Origin of the sequence: Pseudomonas sp. FP1762 (genome assembly GCF_030687105.1) — a bacterium.
Taxonomy (GTDB): Bacteria; Pseudomonadota; Gammaproteobacteria; order Pseudomonadales; family Pseudomonadaceae; genus Aquipseudomonas; species Aquipseudomonas siliginis.
Map to the genome: position 1 here is coordinate 28294 of NZ_CP117458.1, position 15747 is coordinate 44040.

14 protein-coding genes are annotated in these 15747 nt (G+C 61.0%); 11 read left to right on the plus strand and 3 right to left on the minus strand.

The annotated features are described in order from the left end of the window. Positions 1 to 130: 130 nt before the first annotated feature. A complete protein-coding gene (gene choX, locus PSH90_RS00130; protein ID WP_024014966.1) occupies positions 131 to 1051 on the minus strand; it encodes a choline ABC transporter substrate-binding protein in 921 nt (306 codons plus the stop codon). A gap of 16 nt (positions 1052 to 1067) precedes the next feature. Next, complete coding sequence (betC, locus tag PSH90_RS00135; RefSeq protein ID WP_305381893.1) at positions 1068 to 2582, minus strand: choline-sulfatase; 1515 nt, start codon at positions 2580 to 2582, stop codon at positions 1068 to 1070. 114 nt (positions 2583 to 2696) lie between these two features. Between betC and PSH90_RS00140 the strand changes: the two genes are divergently transcribed. Beyond that, the gene (locus tag PSH90_RS00140; protein ID WP_305381895.1) at positions 2697 to 3647 is read left to right on the plus strand and encodes a LysR family transcriptional regulator; all 951 of its coding nucleotides are present in this window, start codon (positions 2697 to 2699) and stop codon (positions 3645 to 3647) included. Positions 3648 to 3670: 23 nt separating this feature from the next. Here PSH90_RS00140 and PSH90_RS00145 read toward each other — a convergent pair whose 3' ends face one another. Next, a complete protein-coding gene (locus PSH90_RS00145) occupies positions 3671 to 4336 on the minus strand; it encodes an NAD(P)-dependent oxidoreductase (protein WP_150637286.1) in 666 nt (221 codons plus the stop codon). An 81-nt stretch (positions 4337 to 4417) separates the two neighbouring features. Here PSH90_RS00145 and PSH90_RS00150 point away from each other — a divergent pair, with 81 nt between their 5' ends. The 10 genes from PSH90_RS00150 (at position 4418) to PSH90_RS00195 (ending at position 15654) form a co-directional block, all read left to right on the plus strand. Next, positions 4418 to 4744 carry a DOPA 4,5-dioxygenase family protein gene (locus tag PSH90_RS00150; protein WP_076564780.1) on the plus strand — a complete coding sequence of 109 codons (327 nt, stop codon included), beginning with the start codon at positions 4418 to 4420 and terminating at the stop codon, positions 4742 to 4744. Positions 4745 to 5147: 403 nt separating this feature from the next. Then, a complete protein-coding gene (locus PSH90_RS00155) occupies positions 5148 to 6455 on the plus strand; it encodes a CitMHS family transporter (protein ID WP_056791180.1) in 1308 nt (435 codons plus the stop codon). An 85-nt stretch (positions 6456 to 6540) separates the two neighbouring features. Continuing rightward, positions 6541 to 7308, plus strand: coding sequence for a TerC family protein (locus tag PSH90_RS00160; protein ID WP_041476497.1), 768 nt, complete (start codon positions 6541 to 6543; stop codon positions 7306 to 7308). A 310-nt stretch (positions 7309 to 7618) separates the two neighbouring features. After that, the gene (locus PSH90_RS00165; RefSeq protein WP_056791186.1) at positions 7619 to 9277 is read left to right on the plus strand and encodes a Na/Pi cotransporter family protein; all 1659 of its coding nucleotides are present in this window, start codon (positions 7619 to 7621) and stop codon (positions 9275 to 9277) included. Between the two features lie 176 nt (positions 9278 to 9453). Continuing rightward, positions 9454 to 10848 (plus strand): pitrilysin family protein, encoded by a 1395-nt coding sequence (locus PSH90_RS00170; RefSeq protein WP_305381896.1) that lies wholly within the window; start codon positions 9454 to 9456, stop codon positions 10846 to 10848. A 211-nt stretch (positions 10849 to 11059) separates the two neighbouring features. Beyond that, a complete protein-coding gene (locus PSH90_RS00175; RefSeq protein ID WP_041476494.1) occupies positions 11060 to 12088 on the plus strand; it encodes a DUF5924 family protein in 1029 nt (342 codons plus the stop codon). 54 nt (positions 12089 to 12142) lie between these two features. Beyond that, entirely contained in the window at positions 12143 to 13291 is a 1149-nt protein-coding gene (locus PSH90_RS00180; RefSeq protein WP_305381897.1) for an ABC transporter permease, read from the plus strand. After that, entirely contained in the window at positions 13288 to 14091 is an 804-nt protein-coding gene (locus PSH90_RS00185) for an ABC transporter ATP-binding protein (RefSeq protein ID WP_056791199.1), read from the plus strand. Before PSH90_RS00180 ends, PSH90_RS00185 begins: the two co-directional genes overlap by 4 nt. 1 nt (position 14092) lies before the next feature. Further along, entirely contained in the window at positions 14093 to 15031 is a 939-nt protein-coding gene (locus PSH90_RS00190; protein WP_305381898.1) for an MlaD family protein, read from the plus strand. Continuing rightward, a complete protein-coding gene (locus tag PSH90_RS00195) occupies positions 15028 to 15654 on the plus strand; it encodes an ABC-type transport auxiliary lipoprotein family protein (RefSeq protein ID WP_305381899.1) in 627 nt (208 codons plus the stop codon). The genes PSH90_RS00190 and PSH90_RS00195 overlap by 4 nt, the downstream gene beginning before the upstream one ends. The last annotated feature ends 93 nt before the right edge of the window (positions 15655 to 15747 follow it).

Consider the following 15747-nt stretch of genomic DNA (forward strand, 5'->3'; position numbering starts at 1 on the left):
GATTTCGGCGTTGAACGCAAGTTTCGATTCAACAGCGATCGGCTCCCTTTCCCCCTCGCCCCCTTGGGGGAGAGGGCTGGGGTGAGGGGGAAAAAATCTCCAGCCGAACGCTATTCCAGCAACCCTGAGATCAAAGCTTGGCCTTCACCGCCACCAACGCATCCTTGCCATCCACGGTCTTCACCCCGTCCAGCCACTTGTCCAGCACCGCCGGATTGGCCTTGATCCACGCCTTCGCCGCTTCGGCATTGCTGACCTTCTTGTTCACCACCTCAGCCATGATGCTGTTCTCCATGTCCTGGGTGAACGCCAGATTGGTCAGCAACTTGCCCACATTCGGGCAGGCCTCGGCGTAGCCCTTGCGGGTCAGGGTGAAAACGTTGCCAGTGTCGCCGAAGTATTTTTCGCCGCCCTTGAGGTAACGCATTTTCAGCTGCACGTTCATCGGGTGCGGGGTCCAGCCGAGGAAGGTGACGAATTTCTGTTTCTTCACCGCCCGCGACACTTCGGCGAGCATCGCCTGTTCGCTGGACTCGATCAGCTTCCACTGGCCCATGTTGAAGTCGTTCTTCTTGATGATCTCCTGCAGCGAAATGTTCGCCGGCGCGCCTGAGCCGATGCCGTAGATCTTCTTGTCGAACTTGTCGGCGAATTTGTTCAGGTCGGCAAAATCATGCACGCCTGCCTCCCAGACATAATCGGGGACGGCGAGGGTGAATTCGGTGCCTTCTAGGTTTTTCGCCAATTGCGTCACATCGCCGGTGGCGACGAACTTGTCATAGAAGCCCTGCTGCGCCGGCATCCAGTTGCCGAGAAACACGTCAACCTGGCCATCCTTCAAGCCGCCGAAGGTGATCGGCACCGCAAGGGTGTCGACTTTGGCCTTATAGCCCATGCCGTCCAGCAGAAACCCGGTGATGGCATTGGTTGCGGCGATGTCGCTCCAGCCCGGATCGGCCATCTTCACGGTTTCGCAACTTTGCTCGGCGAAGGCCGAGGCGCTGCTCAATGCGATCAGGCCAACTGTGACAGCTGTGGATAACTTGCGCATGGACTTCCCCTTAACGTTATTGGTTTTGGCAGGGTTGTGGATAACGGGCCTTGCGCTCCAGATCATCAAGGTCGATGTGGTTGCGCATGTACTGCTGACTGGCATCGACCAGCGGCTGGTGATCCCAGCTCTTCAACTTGCCGATGGTTAACGCATCGGCGACGAAACGGCGTCGGCGCTGGCTGGCCAGTACGTCCCGATGGATCGCCGGAATGTCCCACTTGGCCCGCGCTTCGGCGAGAAAGTCTTCGAACAGCGGACGATGTTGCGGCGATTGGCTCAGCTCTTCTTCTTCGCGCGGATCGTTATCCACATCGAAGAGTAGGCACGGGTCGCTTTCGCTGTAGATAAATTTGTAGGCGCCCCGGCGAATCATCATCAGCGGGCTGACAGTGCCTTCGGCCATGTATTCGCCGAACACCTCGTCATGCCCGCCCTGCCCTTGCAGGTGCGGCAGCAAGGAACGGCCGTCCAGTGGCAGGCCCGGCTCAAGCGTGCCACCGGCCAGATCCACGAAGGTCGGCAGCAGGTCGGCGGTGGAAACGGCGGCGCTGACCCGGCCGGCCTCGAATTGTCCCGGGGCGCTGATCAGCAGCGGCACTCGAGCAGCCATCTCGAACCAGTGCATTTTGTACCAGAGGCCTTTCTCGCCGAGCATGTCGCCATGGTCACCGGAGAAGACGATGACGGTGTCATCGATCAGCCCGGTTTCCTCAAGGGTTTGCAGCAGTTTGCCGACATTGGCGTCGATATAGCTGCAAGCGCCGAAGTAGGCGCGACGGGCATCGCGGATCTTATCCACAGGCAGCGGCTTGTCCCACAGGTCGTAAACCTTGAGCAGACGTTGCGAGTGCGGATCGAGTTCGTTCTGATTCAAGGCTGTAGGCAACGGAATATCAGCATCGTCATACAGATCCCAGAAAGCCTTGGGAATCGTGTACGGGTCGTGCGGGTGGGTCATCGACACAGTCAGGCAGAACGGCTGGTCGCCGTCCTCGCGGATGTGATCGAACAGATATTGCTGCGCCTTGAACACCACCTCTTCGTCGAAATCCAGCTGATTGGTGCGCACGCACGGCCCGGCCTGCAGTACCGAAGACATGTTGTGATACCAGCTCGGCCGCACGTCCGGCTCGTCCCAGTTCACCGCCCAACCGTAATCGGCCGGGTAGATATCGCTGGTCAGGCGTTCTTCATAACCGTGCAGCTGGTCCGGCCCGCAGAAATGCATCTTGCCCGACAGCGCGGTGCGGTAGCCGAGACGCCGCAGGTAATGCGCGTAAGTCGGAATGTCGGCGGGGAAATCAGCGGCGTTGTCGTAGGCGCCGATCTTGCTCGGCAACTGGCCGCTGACCAGGGTGAAGCGCGACGGCGCGCACAACGGGCTGTTGCAATAAGCAGCATCGAACACCACGCCTTGGGCGGCGAGGCGGGACAGATTCGGCAGTTTTATTGGCGATGGGCCGTAGAACGGCAACATTGGCGCGGCCATTTGATCGGCCATGATGAAAAGAATGTTCTTGCGCTTCATGTGATCGCGGCATTCCATGTTGAATATTTATGCGAGAGTGCTGCGATCGAGCATGGATTCCATGCCTGTTCCGGTAAAGCCCGCGCCGGACAATGACTAGGATAAGTACAGCTTATGTATGACGCCCTCGGTGACCTCTCCCTCGATCTGCTGCGCGCTTTTGAAGCGGCGGCCCGCCATCGCAGTTTTACCGCTGCTGCGGTGGAGCTTGGCACCACGCAGCCGGCGATCAGCCAGCAGATAAAACGTCTGGAGGAGCAGCTCGGTACGCGCCTGTTCGACCGGATCTACCGGGGTATCGAGTTGACAGAGGTTGGTGCCCTGCTTTTCGAGCAAGTTAGCCTCGGTTTGCAGAATATCGACGCAGGATTAAGCGCAATCAGCACTCAACAGCAACATGAGGTGCTGCAAGTGGCCACGGATTTCGCTTTTGCCGCTTATTGGTTGATGCCGCGCCTGCATCGCTTCCATGAGGCGAATCCGCATATAGATGTCAGCCTGGTCACCAGCGAGCGCAACCACAACATGCTGCGCACCGACATCGACGTGGCGATCCTGTTTGGCGATGGTCGATTCAAGCAGGGTGAGAGCCACTGGCTGTTCAGCGAAGAAGTGTTCCCGGTGTGCAGCCCGCTGCTGCTCAAGGAGCGTTCACTGCCATTGCCCGCGCAGGCCCTGCTGGAATTTCCGCTGTTGCATCTGCGTGGGGAAAACAGCAGCAACTGGTTCGACTGGAGTGGCTTGTTTCGTCAGTTGGGCCTGACTACGCCGCCAGCGCCGGGGCAATTGCGCTTCGACAATTACACCTTGCTGATTCAGGCGGCGATCGGCGGACAAGGCGTGGCGATTGGCTGGCGGCACCTTGTGGATAACTTGCTGGTGCAGGGTTTGCTGTGCCGGCCGCTGGCGGAAACCACGCTGTCGCGGCTGGGGTATTACGTGGTGTTGCCGCAACGCAAGCGTCGGGGTGCGTTGATTCAGGATTTTGTTGATTGGTTAATGGCGGAACAGGCCAGCAGTGCCGAATCGCTTAACGGTCTGGCCCTGCCCTCGATTGCGGTGTGAAGAGCAAAAGATCGTCCGATCTTTTACGAATCAGAAGCCGCCACAAAATTCACATGCTGCCCCACATGCAGGTTCAACCGCAGTTCATCGGCAATCCCCACCGCGACACGGTTCAAGCGTTCCAGCGGTTCGGCCAGTCCCGGTTCGAGATTGCCGCCGACCTGACTGAAGTGCTCGATGGTCAATCCGGCCACGCCATGGGGCGCATTGACCAAGGTCCAGCGCAGAGAGCTGCTTTGTACCGCCTCGAGGATTTCTTCGGCAGCGTGACGCTGCAGACGCTCGTCATTTTCAGGCTCGTCGAGCACACCGAAGTTGCCGACCAGAAACAGGCGCGCCACGCTGGCCAGTTGCAAACCTTCGACCAGCGCGTCGACTGCCAGTACCTGTTCGACCGGCCCCAGCGTTACCGAGCGTTCGACATGATCGCTGTTGAACGGCAACCCCGGAGCATCGAGCAGGCAGATCACCGCCGAACTGCCGGCGACGCTCTGATTGACCCGCTCGGCATCGAACAGATCGCCGGTCTTGGTGCGCAACCCCGGACGCGGCGCGAGTGCGGTGAGATCGTCGAGAATGGCGATGACTTCGTGTTGGCGACGCAGCAATTCAGCCATCAATGCACCGCCCAGGCTGGCCATGGCACCATAAAGCACCACTTTGACCACTGGGGTCTCGGCATTTTTCATGGCTGTTTTCCTTATAGTTGTCCTATATGACCTGTGACGGTGGAAACAGCCAAGGGTTCGAACCGATTGAGAGGCGAAACGATGCAAGGGATCAAGGGCTATCACGCCCATGTCTATTTCGACGCGCAAAGCATCGACCAGGCGCGGGCCTTGTGCGAACAGGCCGCGCAGTTGTTTGCGCTGAAAATGGGCCGCGTGCACGAACGCCCGGTGGGGCCGCACCCCGACTGGAGCTGCCAACTGGCTTTCGGTCCCGAGCTGATCGGCGAGGTGCTGCCGTGGCTGGCGCTTAACCGCAAGGGGTTGGTGGTGTTCCTGCATCCGGACACTGGCGATGACCTGCTCGACCACACCGAACACGCGATCTGGATGGGCGCGGTGCGGCCGCTGGATCTGTCGATTTTTTAACCAGGTGCTTGGACTGAACTGATAACGAATATGTCCAGACTGCCAGCCAGCGTTGCCTGTCCGTTCCCTCGCATCGCTTCTCGGCCCGTATTCATTGGCTGTCGCTGCATCCGACCGCCGGTTGACCATTCATTCATCGCTTTCGGTCGCGAAAGGTAGCTGAAAGCTTCCCCGATTAGGATCGCCCCACTCCCGGCAACAGACCGGTTGGCCCAAGCCCTGTGTTTTTTCCACAGGCCCGGCCCAATTAACAACAACAATGGTGATTCTGATGTCTTCTGCAACCCGCCGTTTCTCCCGCTTCCTGCTGGTCACTCCGCCCGTACGCCTCGCGCCTCCCGTTCTGCGCTGATCCCGCCCGATCCGCTCATTCAACTAGCCGCGCTACGCCTGGAGTATTCCCATGCTGACTTTCCTTGGCTTCGCCATGGTCATCACGTTCATGTTCCTGATCATGACCAAGCGCCTGTCCGCGCTGATCGCCCTGATCATCATCCCGATCCTGTTCGCCCTGTTCGGTGGTTTCGCGCCGAAGATCGGCCCGATGATGCTTGAAGGCATCACCAAACTGGCGCCGACCGGCGTGATGTTGATGTTCGCCATTCTGTATTTCGCCCTGATGATCGACTCCGGTCTGTTCGACCCGGCCGTGCGCAAGATCCTCAAACTGGTCAAGGGCGACCCGTTGAAAGTTTCGGTCGGTACCGCCGTTCTGGCGCTCGTCGTTTCCCTCGATGGTGACGGCGCGACCACTTACATGATCTGCGTGGCCGCGATGCTGCCGCTGTACAGCCGCATCGGCATGAGCCCGCGAATCATGGCCGGTCTGATCATCCTCGCCGGTGGCGTGATGAACATGACCCCGTGGGGCGGCCCGACCGCCCGCGCGGCGAGTGCCCTGCATGTCGATCCGTCGGACATTTTCGTACCGATGATCCCGGCCATGGCCGCCGGTGTCTTGGCGATCCTGGTGATTGCCTACTTCTACGGCAAGCGTGAACGTGCCCGCCTCGGCGAGCTGCACCTGGTCGGCGACGAGATCGATCACAGTGAAATCAGCGTCTCGCAATTCCCCGACGCACGCCGTCCGAAGCTGATCTGGTTCAACGCCGCACTGACTTTCGGCCTGATGTGCACGCTGATCGGCGGTCTGTTGCCGCTGCCGGTGCTGTTCATGGTGGCGTTCAGTATTGCCATGATCGTCAACTACCCATGCCTGCAAATGCAGAAGGATCGCGTCGCCGCGCATTCCGGCAGCGTGCTGGCAGTGGTCGGGCTGATCTTTGCGGCCGGTATCTTCACCGGTATCCTGTCGGGCACCGGCATGGTCGATGCGATGTCGAAGAGCCTGTTGGCGGTGATTCCGGAATTCCTCGGCCCGTACCTGGCGGTGATTACGGCGCTGGTGAGCATGCCCTTCACCTTCTTCATGTCCAACGATGCGTTTTATTACGGTGTATTGCCGGTGCTGACCGAAGCGGCCAGCCACTATGGGATCACTGCGGTGGAAATGGCCCGTGCCTCGATCGTCGGCCAGCCCGTCCACTTGCTGAGCCCGTTGGTGCCGTCGACCTATCTGTTGGTGGCGCTGGCCGGCATCGATTTCGGTGATCACCAGCGTTTCACCCTGAAATGGGCGATCCTGGTGTGTATCTGCATTCTGATTGCTGCACTGCTGTTGGGGACTTTCCCGCTGTTCAGCACTCTATAAGCCCAAGACTCACCGTTACGGGTCCCGGCTTCGCGGTTTGAAGCCCGGACCTGTTTCGGTTTAACACTCGCTCAAAGGAATACACATGGATTGGCTGACCAACCCCGAAATCTGGGTTGCCTTTTTTACCCTGACCGCCCTGGAAATCGTCCTCGGTATCGATAACATCATCATGATTTCGATCCTGGTCAGCCGCATGCCGAAACACATGCAGCAGCGCACGCGGATCTTCGGTCTTGGCCTGGCCATGGTCACCCGGATCCTGTTGCTGCTGTCGATTACCTGGGTCATGCGCCTCACTGCCGACCTCTTCGAAGTGTTCGGCCAGGGCATCTCCGGCCGCGACCTGATCCTGTTCTTCGGTGGCCTGTTCCTGTTGTGGAAGAGTTCGCAGGAGATGTACCACGCGCTGGAAGGTGAAGATGAAAGCGACGACGCGCCATCGGGCAAGGGCGGCAACTTCCTCTACACCATCATCCAGATCGCGATCATCGATATCGTCTTCTCGCTGGACTCGGTGATCACTGCCGTCGGCATGGTCTCCCACGTTCCGGTGATGGTCGCGGCGATCATCGTGGCGGTGCTGGTGATGATGCTGGCGTCGGGCAAAATCAGCGAATTCATCGACAAGCACCCGTCGCTGAAAATGCTCGCGCTGTCGTTCCTGCTGGTGGTCGGTACCGTGCTGATCGCCGAATCGTTCGACGTGCACGTGCCAAAAGGCTACGTCTACTTCGCCATGGCGTTCTCGCTGGCGGTTGAGGCTATCAACATCAAACTGCGCGGCGCGATGGCCCGGAAAAAGAAACAGCAGGATCCGGTGAAACTGCGCAAGGATGTCCCGGGCCAGTAACCCGGTAGTCCCGGCAGCACGCTACACCCCTGTGGGAGCGGGCCTGCTCGCGAAGACGGAGTGCCAGTCGACAACAATGTTGGCTGGCCCACCGCTTTCGCGAGCAGGCTCGCTCCCACAGGAGACGGCGTTGATTTAAATGGGAGTGTATGAAGCGCTTCTCATGACACTTTTGTTTCAATCCACTCTTTAGCTGTGCAATGCTGGCGCCGAGACCGTTCGCCAACTACAGCTTAAGTATCAAGAACGTAGAAACCGCGCGGTGCCGTTCACTTGCCCCTCTGGGGCGCTGCTACTACAGGGGGTCTGCATGCTCACCCTGCTCAATCTGCTGTCCGCCGTCGCCCTGTTGATCTGGGGCACGCACATCGTCCGAACCGGCATCCTGCGGGTTTATGGCACCAATCTGCGACATGTCATCGGCCAGAACATGTCGAAGAAATGGCTGGCATTCATCGCCGGTATTCTCGTCACCGCCATGGTGCAGAGCAGCAACGCCACGGCGATGCTGGTCACTTCGTTTGTCGGTCAGGGCCTGATGGCGCTGACCCCGGCGCTGGCGACCATGCTTGGCGCAGACGTCGGTACCGCGTTGATGGCGCGGGTGCTGACCCTCGATCTGTCGTGGCTGTCGCCGCTGCTGATTTTCCTCGGGGTGATTTTCTTTCTGTCGCGCAAACAGACGCGGCTCGGGCAAATGGGCCGGGTGTCGATCGGGCTGGGGCTGATCATTCTCGCCCTGCAGTTGATCGTCGAGGCCGCCGCGCCGATCACCCATGCGCAGGGGGTGAAGGTGATTTTTGCCTCGCTGACCGGCGACATCCTTCTAGACGCCCTGGTCGGCGCACTGTTTGCGATGATTTCCTACTCCAGCCTCGCCGCCGTGCTGCTCACCGCCACGCTGGCCGGGGCTGCGGTGATCAGTTTGCCGGTGGCGATCGGTCTGGTGATCGGCGCCAACATCGGCAGCGGCATCCTCGCCTTCATGAGCACCAGCATGCAGAACGCCGCCGGCCGCCAGGTTGCGCTGGGCAGTCTGTTGTACAAATTGATCGGTTTGCTGCTGATCATCCCGGTGCTCGACCCGCTGGTGCACTGGATCGACAGCCTTGATTTCAGCCCGCAGGAAATGGTCATCGGCTTCCACCTGCTCTACAACACCGCGCGCTGCCTGATCCTGCTGCCCAGTGTCGGGCCGATGGCGCGGCTTTGTGCGTGGCTGCTGCCGGAGCGGCCGGAGGTCAACGGCGCCGCCAAACCACGCCATCTCGACCCGACCGCGCTGGTCACGCCGAGCCTGGCGCTGGCCAATGCCGCGCGGGAAACCCTGCGCATGGGCGATCTGCTCGACAACATGCTCGACGCCTCCCTCGATGTGTTGCGCGGCAAGCAGACCGCCGTCACCCAGGAGATGCGCCGACTGACCGACGACATCGAAGCGCTGTACAGCGCGATCAAGCTGTATCTGGCGCAGATGCCCCGCGAGGATCTCGGCGAGCACGACAGTCGGCGCTGGGCCGAGATCATCGAACTGGCGATCAACCTCAAACTCGCCGCCGACCTGATCGAGCGCATGCTGCGCAAGATCCAGCAGCAGAAGACTTCGCAGCGCCGTTCGTTTTCCGAAGAAGGCCTGGAAGATCTTGCCGGGCTGCAACAGCAACTGATCGCCAACCTGCGCCTGGGCCTGTCGGTGTTTCTCAGCGGCGACCGCGAAAGCGCGCGGCAGTTGTTACGGGAGAAACGCCGCTTTCGTGCGCAGGAACGGCGTCTGGCCCACGCCCACGTCAGCCGTTTGCAGCGCAAAATCGTGCAGAGTCTGGAGACCAGTTCGCTGCATCTGGAATTGATTGCCGACATGAAACGGCTCAATTCACTGTTCTGCAGCAGCGCCTATGTCGTGCTGGAAACGGCGGACACTGGCGCGCTGGCGGTGGATGACATGGCCGACATTACGCATTCGCCTTGAACGTCTGGGGCTGGGGCCAGTCAGTTACAGTGGTTCAGCCTTGAGACCGTCATCGCTGGCAAGCCAGCTCCCACAGGGTTTTACAAGCGCCGCAGATCCTTGTGGGAGCTGGCTTGCCAGCGATGGGGCCCTGACTGACGACACGGATCTCCAAATCAGCCGTATGGAAGCCTGTTATGCGTTGCCTGTTGTTCGCCTGTCTGTTGCTCGGTTCCCTGCCCGCTTTTGCCCTGGATCGGTTTCAGGTCGAAGGCTATGCGCTGCCCAACGGTTTGCAACTTATGCTCAAACCCGGCACCGAGCGTGGGCATGTGGCGATCCGGCTGGTGGTCGGCGTCGGCCTCGATGACTTCGACTGCGACGAAAAAGAGCTGCCGCATTTGCTCGAACACCTGCTGTTCAGCGGTATCGACGCCACTGGCGAAGGCGGCCTGGAAGAACGCATGCAGGCGCTGGGCGGGGACTGGAATGCGTTCACCAGCAATGCCGACACCACGTTCGTCATCGAAGCCCCGGCGAAAAATCAGCGCAAGGTGCTCGACCTGCTGCTCGCGCTGCTGACCCAGACACGCATCGACGACAACGCAATCAACGCGGCGAAACGAGTGGTCGAGCGTGAGGACGGCGGGCATTACACCAAGCTGCAACGTTTCCTCGACCGTCAGGACCTCGGTCATACCGCGAGCAATCAACTGGCTGTCGAGCTGGGACTGAAATGCCCGCAGCGCGCCGAGGTCGGCCATCTGACCCAGGAGCAATTGGAGAAGGTGCGCAAGGCCTGGTATGCGCCGAACAACATGACCCTGATCGTCGTCGGCGAACTCGACAAACTGCTGCCGGCCTATCTCGAGCGTATCTGGGGTGAGCTGGAGCCGGTCGAGCCGAGCGAACATCGGCCGCTGCCGGACATCCGCACCAGTGCCGCCCATGAACGCACCCTCACCCGTGGCTTTATCGGCGACAGCGCCAAGCTGCACTGGCTGGTGCCGGAACCGGTGCTCGACGATCAGTACGACCAGACGTTCGACATTCTCAAGGATTACCTCGACTGGGCGTTGTACAGGCAGATTCGTCTCAACCATGGCTTGTCGTACGGGCCGTGGGCCGAGCGCGAAGTGTTCGGCGGTGTCGGCTTCATGAGCCTCAACGCTGACCTGGATCGCGATGACGTCGACGAAGCCATTCAAGTGCTTGATGACCTCAAGGCCGACCTGCTGCAAAACGGCCTCGACCCGAGCACCTTCGCCCGCATCAAGCAAGCCGCCATCGCCCACCAGGCCTGGGCCGTGCAGGGCAACAGCGCACTGGCGGACTATTACTGGAGCGCGCTGGCCGACTATCAGGATGGTCGCTTTGCCAATCCCGCGCGGGAGTTGCAGGGGGTGACGCTGGAAGCGGCGAACAAGGCGATGCGCGAGCTGTTGCTGCAGCCGGGGTATATCCGGATCGAGAAGCCGTTGATCAGTGATGATCAAGTGTTGTGGCTGGCTGCAGGTGGGGTGGGGCTGGTGCTGCTGATGTTGATCGGCTGGCGTGTGTATCGTCGCCAAAAAATTGCTGGAAGCCATTAATCCTGTGGTGAGTGAGCACTTGTGGCGAGGGGATTTATCCCCGATGGGCTGCGCAGCAGCCCCGATAAGGGCAGCTCGGTATATCCAGACAGAATTCGCTCGCAGGATCTACGACGGCGGCGCCGCCGATCGGGGATAAATCCCCTCGCCACAGGGGGCATGCGGCGTTAACCTTTCCGGGATTTTCCCCATATCGTCGTGAACCGCCAAAATGCCAAAACTGACCCTCCTTATCCAGCGCCTTCTCGAGCTGATGAAGCGCTACCCCGGGTTGATCGCGGCGGGTGGTTTCATTTCCGGGGTCGGCAGTTTCATCCTCGTCGATCGCCAACAGGGCCTGGCCAGCTGGATCACGGTGATCATGCTGCTCAGCTGGATCTGGCTGATGCTGGAAAACACCCTGACCGGGTTGTTCACACGGATCTTCAAGCGCGAGATTCCCCAGCCGCTGCTGCGCTACGCGACGCAGATGATCCATCAGGAAAGCCTGTTTTTCGTTCTGCCATTCTTCTTCATCACCACCACGTGGAACAGCGGCCAGTTTGTCTTTACGGGACTGCTCAGCGTTGCCGCACTGATCTCTATCGTCGATCCGCTGTACTACAAATGGCTGGCGCCACGGCGCTGGGCGTTTCTCGCGCTGCACACCCTGACCCTGTTCGCCGCCCTGCTCACTGCGTTGCCGGTGATCATGCACCTGACCACTGCGCAGAGTTTCAAATGGGCGCTGGGGATTGCCGTGCTGCTGTCGTTCCCGAGCCTGGCGTCGATCTTCCCGATCCGCACGGTGCGCAATGCCCTGGCGATTCTGTTCATTACCTTCGGCATCGGCGGCGTCGGTTGGGCGCTGCGTTCGTGGGTGCCGCCGGCAACGCTGTGGATGACCGACGTAGCGATCAGCACGCAGTTGCAGGATCGCACCCCCGGCGCCAGCCTCGACACCGTCAGTGCCGAGCAGATCCGCAGCGGCGGACTCTACGCCTACACTGCGATCAACGCGCCGCGCGGTCTCGACGAGCGGATTTATCACGTGTGGACCTTCAACGGCAAAGAGGTCGACCGCATCGCCCTCGACATCCATGGCGGGCGCAAGGAAGGCTACCGGGCGTGGACGCACAAACAGAATTTCCCCGGCAACCCGGCGGGCAAGTGGCAGGTGCGGGTGCTGACCGAGGATGGCCAGTTGATCGGCGTGCTGCGTTTCGCAATTACCGACAGCACACCGGCCAAAGAAAAGTAATCCGGTTCGTGCTATTACGTAGGATCTCGTAACGGCCGTACAAGCACGGAGCTTATGACCAGCAGCCCAACCCCCGGCAGTGCCCACCTGGACACCGCGCTCAGCCCTGCCCGTCTGCGGGTCAGCGGCGACTGGACGCTCGCCCACTACACCGCGCTCAAGCATCTGAGCGAAAAGCTCCGCGGCCAGTACGACGCCAACACTTCCATCGATCTGAACGGCCTCGGAGCCCTCGACACCGCTGGCGCGTCATTGCTGGTCGAGCTGCTCGGTTCCGAGCGCTTGGGCAAAACCGCCGAACACCCCGATTGCACCCTTTCGACGGCTGATCGCGCCTTGCTGCAAACCGTGTATTGCTCGCTGAGCGATTTCTGCGTGCCGATCAAGGAGCCGGAAGTCAGCGTCAGCGTGCAACTGCTGACGCGCATCGGCCGCGCAGTGGATACGGTGTGGAAAGACACGATGCAGCTGCTCGGCTTCGTCGGCCTGATTCTCGAAGTCATCGCCCGTGGTCTGTTGCGGCCCAAGCGCTGGCGCATTACGCCGATGATCGCGCACATCGAGCAGACCGGCCTCGACGCTGCGCCGATCGTGGCCTTGCTGACGTTTCTGGTCGGTGCGGTGGTGGCGTTTCTTGGCGCCACGGTACTGGCCAGTTTCGGCGCGACGATTTTCACCGTGGACTTGGTCGGCTTCTCGTTCCTGCGCGAATTCGGCGTGTTGCTCACGGCGATCCTGATGGCCGGGCGCACCGCCAGTGCATTCACCGCGCAGATCGGCTCGATGAAGGCCAACGAAGAAATCGACGCGATCCGCACCCTCGGCCTCGACCCGATCGAGTTGCTGGTGGTGCCGCGTGTGCTGGCGCTGCTGGTGGCGCTGCCGATGCTGACGTTTCTGGCGATGCTCTCGGGGATCGTCGGCGGCGGTGTGGTGTGTGCGGTGTCGCTGGACATCTCGCCGGCAATGTTCCTCTCGCTGCTGCAATCGGACATCGGCATTCAGCATTTTCTGGTCGGGCTGGTGAAGGCGCCGATCTTCGCCTTCCTGATCGCGGCAATTGGTTGCCTGGAAGGTTTCAAGGTCAGCGGCAGCGCCGAATCGGTCGGCGCGCACACCACCTCCAGCGTGGTCCAGTCGATTTTTGTGGTGATCGTGCTTGATGCGGTGGCCGCGCTGTTTTTCATGGAGATGGGCTGGTGAGTCGTCTACCCCGCGCGCCCTCGGAGGCGGTGATCGAAGTCCGTGGCCTGTGCAATCGCTTCGGTCCGCAAAGCGTGCACGAGAACCTTGATCTGGACGTGTACAAAGGCGAAATCCTCGCCGTAGTAGGTGGCTCCGGCACCGGTAAATCGGTGCTGCTGCGCAGCATTGTCGGGCTGAATCGGCCCAGCGAAGGCATGGTCAAAGTCTTCGGCCAGAACCTGCCGAACCTGGCCGAGCATGAACGCTCGCTGATCGAAAGGCGCTTTGGTGTGTTGTTCCAGAAGGGCGCGCTGTTCTCGTCGCTGACCGTGACCGAGAACGTCGCCCTGCCCCTTATCGAACACGCCGGCCTCAGCCGTCACGACGCCGAGCACCTGGCGGCGGTGAAACTGGCGCTGGCCGGGCTGCCGCTGTCGGCGGCGGACAAATACCCGGCGTCGTTGTCCGGCGGCATGATCAAGCGTGCGGCGCTCGCGCGGGCCCTGGCGCTGGATCCGGACATTCTGTTTCTCGACGAACCCACCGCCGGCCTTGATCCGATTGGCGCGGCGCAGTTCGATCAATTGATCCTGACCCTGCGTGACGCGTTGGGTCTGAGTGTGTTTCTGGTCACCCACGACCTCGACACGCTGTACACCATCACCGATCGCGTGGCGGTGCTGGCGCAGAAGAAAGTGCTGGTTGCCGGCCCTATCGACGTCGTCTCGGAAACCGCCGACGCGTGGATTCACGAATACTTCCACGGCCCGCGCGGCCGCTCGGCGCTGGACGCCGCCAAACTGCTCAACGAGGTCTGATATGGAAACCCGAGCCCATCATGTGTTGATCGGCCTGTTCACGGTGATCGTCGTGGCCGGCGCCCTGCTCTTCGGCCTGTTTCTGGCCAAATCCAGCGTCGACACCGAGTTCAAGGATTACGAAGTGGTGTTCAACGAGGCGGTCAGCGGTCTGTCCAAGGGCAGCTCGGTGCAGTACAGCGGCATCAAGGTCGGTGACGTGGTCAGCCTGCGCCTCGACCCGCAGGACCCGCGCCGGGTGCTGGCGCGGATTCGTCTGGCGGGCGACACGCCGGTCAAGGAAGACACCCAGGCCAAGCTGGCACTGACCGGCATTACTGGCACGTCGATCATCCAGCTGAGCGGCGGCACACCCGAGAGCCCGAAATTGCTCGGGCATGACGGCAAGCTGCCAACGCTGGTCGCCTCGCCCTCGCCTATTTCGCGTCTGCTCAACGACAGCAGCGACTTGATGACCGGCATCAGCGCCCTGCTGCAAAACGCCAACAACATGTTCTCCGCGGAAAACGTCGAGCGCGTGAGCAAGACCCTCGCCCATCTGGAACAGACCACCGGCACCATCAATGACCAGCGCGGCGACATCAAGCAAGCCATGCAGCAACTGGCAACAGTCGGCAAACAGGCCGGCAGCATGCTCGAGCAGACCTCGCTGCTGATGCGCAACGCCAACGGCCTGCTCAACGATCAGGGCAAACAGGCCCTTGGCAGCGCCGAGCAGGCGATGAAGTCGCTGGAGCAAAGCAGCGTGACCATCAACGGCTTGCTCAGCAAAAATCAGAATTCGCTGGATAACGGCATGCAGGGCCTCAACGGCCTGGCCCCGGCGATTCGCGAACTGCGCGAGACGCTGACCTCGCTGCGCGCCATTTCCCAACGCCTTGAGGCCAACCCCAGCGGCTACCTGCTGGGCAGCGACAAGAACAAGGAATTCACCCCATGAAACTGACTCGAATCGCCCTGCTCGGCGCTGGCCTGACCCTGATCGGCGCGTGCTCGATCTTGCCCAAGTCGGAACCTTCGGATGTTTACCGCCTGCCCGCTGCACCGGCGCCCGCCTCGGCCAGCCCGGCGACGGTTCAGCCGTGGTCGCTGCGCTTGAATAAATTGCAGGCCAGCGAAGCGCTGAACCGGCCGAGCATTGCCGTGATCCCGCAGGGCGATGTGATCAGCAGCTACAAGGGCTCGCGCTGGAGCGATCCGGCGCCGGTATTGCTGCGCAATCGTCTGCTCGATGGATTCCAGCGTGATGGTCGGGTGACGCTGCTGAGCACCGACGACAGCAACTTTCAGGCAGATCTGGAACTGGGCGGTAGCTTGCAGGCGTTTCAGACGGAATATCAGGGCACCCAGGCCGGCGTTGTGGTGCGGGTCGATGCGTTGCTGGTGCGTGGCTATGACCAGCGCATCCTCGCCAGCCGCCGTTTTGAAGAGCGCCAGTCGTTGAATGATGTGCAGGTGCCAGCGGTGGTCGCCGGGTTTGGCCAGGCCAGTGATCGCCTTACGGCCGAGGTTGTGGCCTGGGCCGTGGAGCAAGGCCAGAAACTGGCCCCCCAAAGGCCTTAAGCCCAACGCAATCCCTGTGGGAGCGGGCTTGCCCGCGATGGCGGTGTGTCAGCTACCAGATATTTCGGATGTGCTTCCCTCATCGCTGGCAAG